We start from the raw sequence: 5113 nt of genomic DNA on the forward strand, positions 1-5113 counted from the left end.
GACCAAGGTTTACGTTTCGCAATCCGTGAAGGTGGCCGTACAGTAGGTGCTGGTGTTGTTGCGAAAATCATCAAATAATTGATGTATTAACTGTAACAAGTTAGATTAAGAAGGCGTATCGAAAGATACGCCTTTTTGTTTTTTATCAATGAATGTTATTTTTATGATAGAAAGTTCGGTTAAAAATCGAGTTGTTTTGGTATGATACAAACTCATTTTTTATACGGGTGTTTTTATGCAACAACTTCCATTTAAAGCCGTTGTCTCTGATCTTGATGGCACACTACTAAACACTAATCATGTAATTGGTAATTTTACTATTGATACATTGAATAAATTAGAACAAAAAGGTGCTGATATTATTTTAGCCACTGGACGTAATCATACGGATGTTGCTTCTATTTTAGGTAAGATAGGTGCTGAGCATGCTGTAATGATAACCTCCAATGGGGCGAGAGTTAGAGACCTAAAAGGTAACCTTATTTATAGCAATAGTCTTCCAGAAGAAATCGTGCTTGAGTTGTACAAAATTCCTTTTGATCGCACCAAGATTTGCATCAATACTTATCAAGATGATGGTTGGTTTATCAATACAGATGTGCCTGAATTGACAAAATACCATAAAGATTCCGGTTTTATGTACAAGGTGGTTGATTTTGCAAAGCATCATGGAAGAGGAACTGAAAAAGTATTTTTTATTGCGCATGATCCGAAAGAGCTAATCGAACTAGAAAATTATCTCAGAACACATTTCGGGGATAAAACAACGATTGTTTATTCTGCGGTAACTTGCTTAGAGGTGATGAACAAAAATGTATCGAAAGGTGATGCATTATCTCATCTATTAGAAAATAGAAATTATGAATTAAAAGATTGTATTGCTTTTGGTGATGGGCAGAATGATATTGAAATGCTTTCTTTGGTTGGTAAAGGTTATGTGATGGCAAATGCCGATCCTCGTCTAAAAGAAGCTTGCCCCAAATTGGAAGAGATTGGGTTCAATAAAGACGAAGCGGTAGCCAAACATTTGGCAGAGCTTTTTGGTATCAAATAAATGTTTCAGTCAATCATTCTTGTGAGCACAGGTGCAGCCATCGGTGCATCCTTACGGTGGGGATTGGGTCTTTGGTTGAATTCACTATTCAGCACACTTGCATTTGGGACACTTGTGGCGAACTTTATTGGCTGTTTTTTGATGGGAATTTTAGTGTCCGCCTTTGGGTTATTTCCTCAATTTAGCCCTGAATGGCGATTATTCTTAGTGACTGGATTTCTTGGTGCACTCACCACCTTTTCTTCTTTTTCAGGCGAAGTAATAGAACTCTTTTTTAAAGAAGAGTGGGTAAATGGATTGTTCGTTTTAGTTAGCCATTTAGTTGGTTGTTTACTTTTTACAGTATTAGGGATTTATTTCTTTAGGATCATCAGTCTTCTATTCCATTTCCGATAAAATCGCTAAATTCTTCAGAATAAAATCCATGAGAGAGCATATACTGCCAAATCTTTTGTTTGCTTTTGATTGGTTGAGGTTCTGCATAATTGGGAAACTTTTTGTGTAGAACCTTTTCTGCTATTTCAATCCAATTAATTTCACTTTCTGTGAGGACTTCATTTATTACCTCTGAAGATACACCTTTCAGTTGACGTAATTCTTGTTTGATACGATTTGCACCATATCCACGCTGCGAACGTGCGTGTAAATAATTTTCAGCAAATCGTTTATCATTTTGCCAGTTTTTTTTCTGGCAGTAAGCAATCGTTTCATCGATCTCATCTTCTGTAAATGCTTTTTCCTGCATTTTATTGCGTAGTTCAAATTCGCTATATTCACGTCGAGCAAGTAAATTAACGACATAGCTCAAAGCAAGAGAAGACATAGAAATTCCTTTTAGGTGAAATACGGTTGAAATGAAAAGTGCGGTCAATTTTGACCGCACTTTTAGTGATTAGAAATCGCTTTCTGCGTCATCGTTAGATTGTTCAATGTCCGCCATTAATGCCTGTTCTGGATTGGCTACTAATTCAGCACGAAGCTTCGCTTCAAGTTCATCAGATTTAGCAGGGTTTTCGTTTAACCATTTCATTGCGTTAGCTTTACCTTGACCAATCTTTTCACCGTTGTATGCATACCATGCACCAGATTTCTCAACTAGTTTGTGTTTAACACCGAGCTCAATTAATTCGCCAGCTTTCGAAATACCTTCTCCGTAAAGAATTTGGAAATCAACTTGGCGGAAAGGTGCGGCTAACTTGTTTTTGACTACTTTAACACGAGTTTCATTACCAATGACTTCATCTCCATCTTTAACTGAACCAGTGCGACGGATATCTAAACGAACAGAAGAGTAGAATTTCAGTGCGTTACCACCGGTTGTGGTTTCTGGGTTACCAAACATGACACCAATTTTCATACGAATTTGGTTAATAAAGATAACAAGACAGTTTGCATTTTTGATTTGGCCGGTTAATTTACGTAGCGCTTGAGACATTAAACGCGCTTGTAAACCCATGTGTGAATCACCCATTTCACCTTCAATTTCAGCTTTTGGGGTGAGTGCAGCAACCGAGTCTACGATGACGACATCTACAGCACCAGAACGTACTAATGCATCACAAATTTCAAGTGCTTGTTCACCGTTGTCTGGCTGGGAGACTAAGAGCTCTTTTACATCAACACCAAGTTTTGCTGCATAAATAGGATCAAGAGCATGCTCCGCATCGATAAACGCGCAGGTTTTACCGACTTTTTGCGCTTGAGCGATAACAGATAAGGTTAAGGTTGTTTTACCAGAAGATTCCGGTCCAAATATTTCAACAATACGACCCATTGGTAAACCACCAATACCAAGAGCGACATCAAGACCTAAAGAACCAGTTGAAACGGATTCAACGTCAAGGGCTTGAGTATCACCCAATTTCATAATTGAGCCTTTACCGAATTGCTTTTCAATTTGACCAAGTGCTGCGGCGAGCGCTTTTTGCTTTTCTTCTTGAGTTGCCATATAAAACCTTCTTGAATAGAGTTATCTAAATTTGGCTAGATTATATCTGTATTGATGTACAGTATCAAGGAAAAATTTTTTCCTTGATGAAAAAATGTGAACTAGATTCCAAACTTGAGAAATAGTTTGTTTAAAATCAACTTCTTAAGTATTTTTTTAGATCTTGAATTTGTGCTGAGAGAATTTTTTCACCCAGTTCATATACAGTTCTTATTTTGGTTTCATCTCGTTCTAATCGGCCTATATTGAGTGATACATTTGGGCGAATCACAAAGATTTTATTTTGTTTTTCTAAACGAATAATTTTTTCTACTTGTTCATTATAAGTGCGGTAGCGATTTTCTAAGGTTTTAATTAAATGTGGATATTTGCGATAAAAAAGCTTGAATAGAAAAGAAGATGATCTTGTTTTACGGTAGTCGATCGGTTGGGTTAAAACAACGATGATTTTATCGCACCCAAGCTCCTGTGCTTTTTCAAATGGAATACTATCAGCAATTCCACCATCTAAATATTTTTGTCCATCGATTTCCACAAATTGTGAGACAAAAGGCATGGCTGAAGTTGCTCTGAAGTATTCCATCTCTTTGAAAACATCTTTGATTTTGAAATACTCCGCTTTACCATTCTCAATGTTTGTGGCGGCTAAATAGAAATCAATGTGAGATTTCTCGAATTCATTTTGATCAAAAGGATCGAGATTAAAAGGGAGATCATAGAAAGCGAAATCTTTATTGATAATATTGCCCGTTGTAAAAAGGCTATGAAATCCCATGTAACGTTTATCTTTAAGATATTTTAGGTTATATCTCAACGCTCTTTCTTTTTGGTTGGATGCATAATTTATGCCAAATAATGCACCTGCAGAGATGCCAATAATTTTATTTATTTGAATGTTTTGTTCCATCAATGCATCAAGGACACCTGCGGTAAACATACCTCTCATGCCGCCGCCCTCAAGAACGAGTCCTACAGTCATTTTTACTCCTGAATTCTAAAAACTTTTAATAGATTAAATATTAAACTATAAACTTATTTTTTCTTATCTAGTTGTTTATCAATAAATAAATTTTGCATTTGCGATCTTTCTCACAAAATTGAAATTTTATATTCGTCACACTTAACTGGTTATGATATAAACATTTTTGAGAAGTACTTCTTGGTATAGTCGTATGTGATTAACCTTGAAATAAGGAGGAGTTTTAAAATGAAAACTCTCATAATCCCAAATGATCATATCAGTAAAGTATGTGATTTGTTAAATCAACTTATCGGAGATGTAACAAGTAAAAATTTATTTACGGGATATGGCTTATATCATAAAGAGAAAGATATGTTTGCGGTTTGGGCAAACAATAAGGTTTACTTACGTGCTAAGGATGAGCTTTCGATAAAATTAAAAGGACTTGGCTGTAAACCTTTTGCAACAAATGAACTCAATAAACGCTTCGTATTATCTGATTATTATGCTTTAACTGAAAGTATCTTGAAAGATAATGTTTTAATGAGAACCTTGATCATTCTTTCTATTACCCAAATCAGGAAGGAAAAATTAGATTCTGCACTATCTAAGATTGGGAGAATTCGTGATTTACCGAATTTATCGGTTAAGTATGAAAGAGCGCTGAAGAAAGTTGGTATTGATAATGTTAATACCCTACGGCAAATAGGCGCTGAAAATGCGATTGTTCGTTTGAAAAAAGCGGATATTGGGGCTACTGAGGCTTTTTATTGGCGACTTCGAGGTGCTTTAGAGAATCGTAATTGTGAGTTTTATACTGAAAAAGAGAAGGAAAGAGGCCTTAGTAAACTTAATGAAATACTTTCTGCAAATGGGTTTAGACGTTGTAAGCGAACCTTAAAAAAGACCGAATAGTATTCATAATAGCATTCATATAAAGGAGTTGGCGTCTAAAAAATCATCTATCGAAGAAATTTCTTAAAAAAGTGCTTGCGTGGATTTCAAAAATCCCTATAATGCACTCCACACAACGACGCGCTGTTGTGAATCTTAAGAAAAACCAGTGCGTCGTTATTTTTTGCTCTTTAACAATATATCAGACAATCTGTGTGGGCACTTGTTGATTGACTTGTTTTAAAAATATTTTTTA

General features: G+C 35.7%; 7 protein-coding genes. 4 read left to right on the forward strand and 3 right to left on the reverse strand.

All coding sequences use genetic code 11. The features are described 5' to 3' along the window. The 3 genes from DPV85_RS09620 to crcB all read left to right on the forward strand — a co-directional run. A partial coding sequence (locus tag DPV85_RS09620) for an EF-Tu C-terminal domain-related protein (protein ID WP_457758357.1) occupies window positions 1-78 on the forward strand: 78 nt, incomplete at its 5' end. 157 nt (window positions 79-235) lie between these two features. Further along, entirely contained in the window at window positions 236-1054 is an 819-nt protein-coding gene (locus DPV85_RS09625; RefSeq protein WP_111327847.1) for a Cof-type HAD-IIB family hydrolase, read from the forward strand. Beyond that, a complete protein-coding gene (gene crcB / locus DPV85_RS09630) occupies window positions 1055-1450 on the forward strand; it encodes a fluoride efflux transporter CrcB (protein ID WP_111327848.1) in 396 nt (131 codons plus the stop codon). On the opposite strand, the gene recX is transcribed toward crcB, so the two are convergent. The 3 genes from recX to DPV85_RS09645 form a co-directional block, all read right to left on the reverse strand. Then, a complete protein-coding gene (gene recX, locus DPV85_RS09635) occupies window positions 1425-1877 on the reverse strand; it encodes a recombination regulator RecX (protein WP_111327849.1) in 453 nt (150 codons plus the stop codon). The genes crcB and recX overlap by 26 nt on opposite strands. A 69-nt stretch (window positions 1878-1946) precedes the next feature. After that, window positions 1947-3002, reverse strand: coding sequence for a recombinase RecA (gene recA, locus DPV85_RS09640; RefSeq protein ID WP_049369596.1), 1056 nt, complete (start codon window positions 3000-3002; stop codon window positions 1947-1949). Between the two features lie 136 nt (window positions 3003-3138). Then, on the reverse strand, window positions 3139-3981 hold the full coding sequence (locus tag DPV85_RS09645; protein WP_111327850.1) for a patatin-like phospholipase family protein: 843 nt from the start codon (window positions 3979-3981) through the stop codon (window positions 3139-3141). Window positions 3982-4209: 228 nt separating this feature from the next. Here DPV85_RS09645 and DPV85_RS09650 point away from each other — a divergent pair, with 228 nt between their 5' ends. Next, window positions 4210-4878, forward strand: a complete 669-nt coding sequence (locus tag DPV85_RS09650) for a TfoX/Sxy family DNA transformation protein (RefSeq protein ID WP_111327851.1) — start codon at window positions 4210-4212, stop codon at window positions 4876-4878. The last annotated feature ends 235 nt before the right edge of the window (window positions 4879-5113 follow it).

This window comes from Haemophilus parainfluenzae, from assembly GCF_003252725.1.
Taxonomy (GTDB): Bacteria; Pseudomonadota; Gammaproteobacteria; order Enterobacterales; family Pasteurellaceae; genus Haemophilus_D; species Haemophilus_D parainfluenzae_L.

What these genes read in the sequence shown, in the direction of transcription:
- DPV85_RS09625 (WP_111327847.1), top strand. Translation starts at nt 236, where the DNA reads ATGCAACAACTTCCATTTAAAGCCGTTGTCTCTGATCTTGATGGCACA.
- crcB (WP_111327848.1), top strand. Translation starts at nt 1,055, where the DNA reads ATGTTTCAGTCAATCATTCTTGTGAGCACAGGTGCAGCCATCGGTGCA.
- recX (WP_111327849.1), bottom strand. Translation starts at nt 1,877, where the DNA reads ATGTCTTCTCTTGCTTTGAGCTATGTCGTTAATTTACTTGCTCGACGT.
- recA (WP_049369596.1), bottom strand. Translation starts at nt 3,002, where the DNA reads ATGGCAACTCAAGAAGAAAAGCAAAAAGCGCTCGCCGCAGCACTTGGT.
- DPV85_RS09645 (WP_111327850.1), bottom strand. Translation starts at nt 3,981, where the DNA reads ATGACTGTAGGACTCGTTCTTGAGGGCGGCGGCATGAGAGGTATGTTT.
- DPV85_RS09650 (WP_111327851.1), top strand. Translation starts at nt 4,210, where the DNA reads ATGAAAACTCTCATAATCCCAAATGATCATATCAGTAAAGTATGTGAT.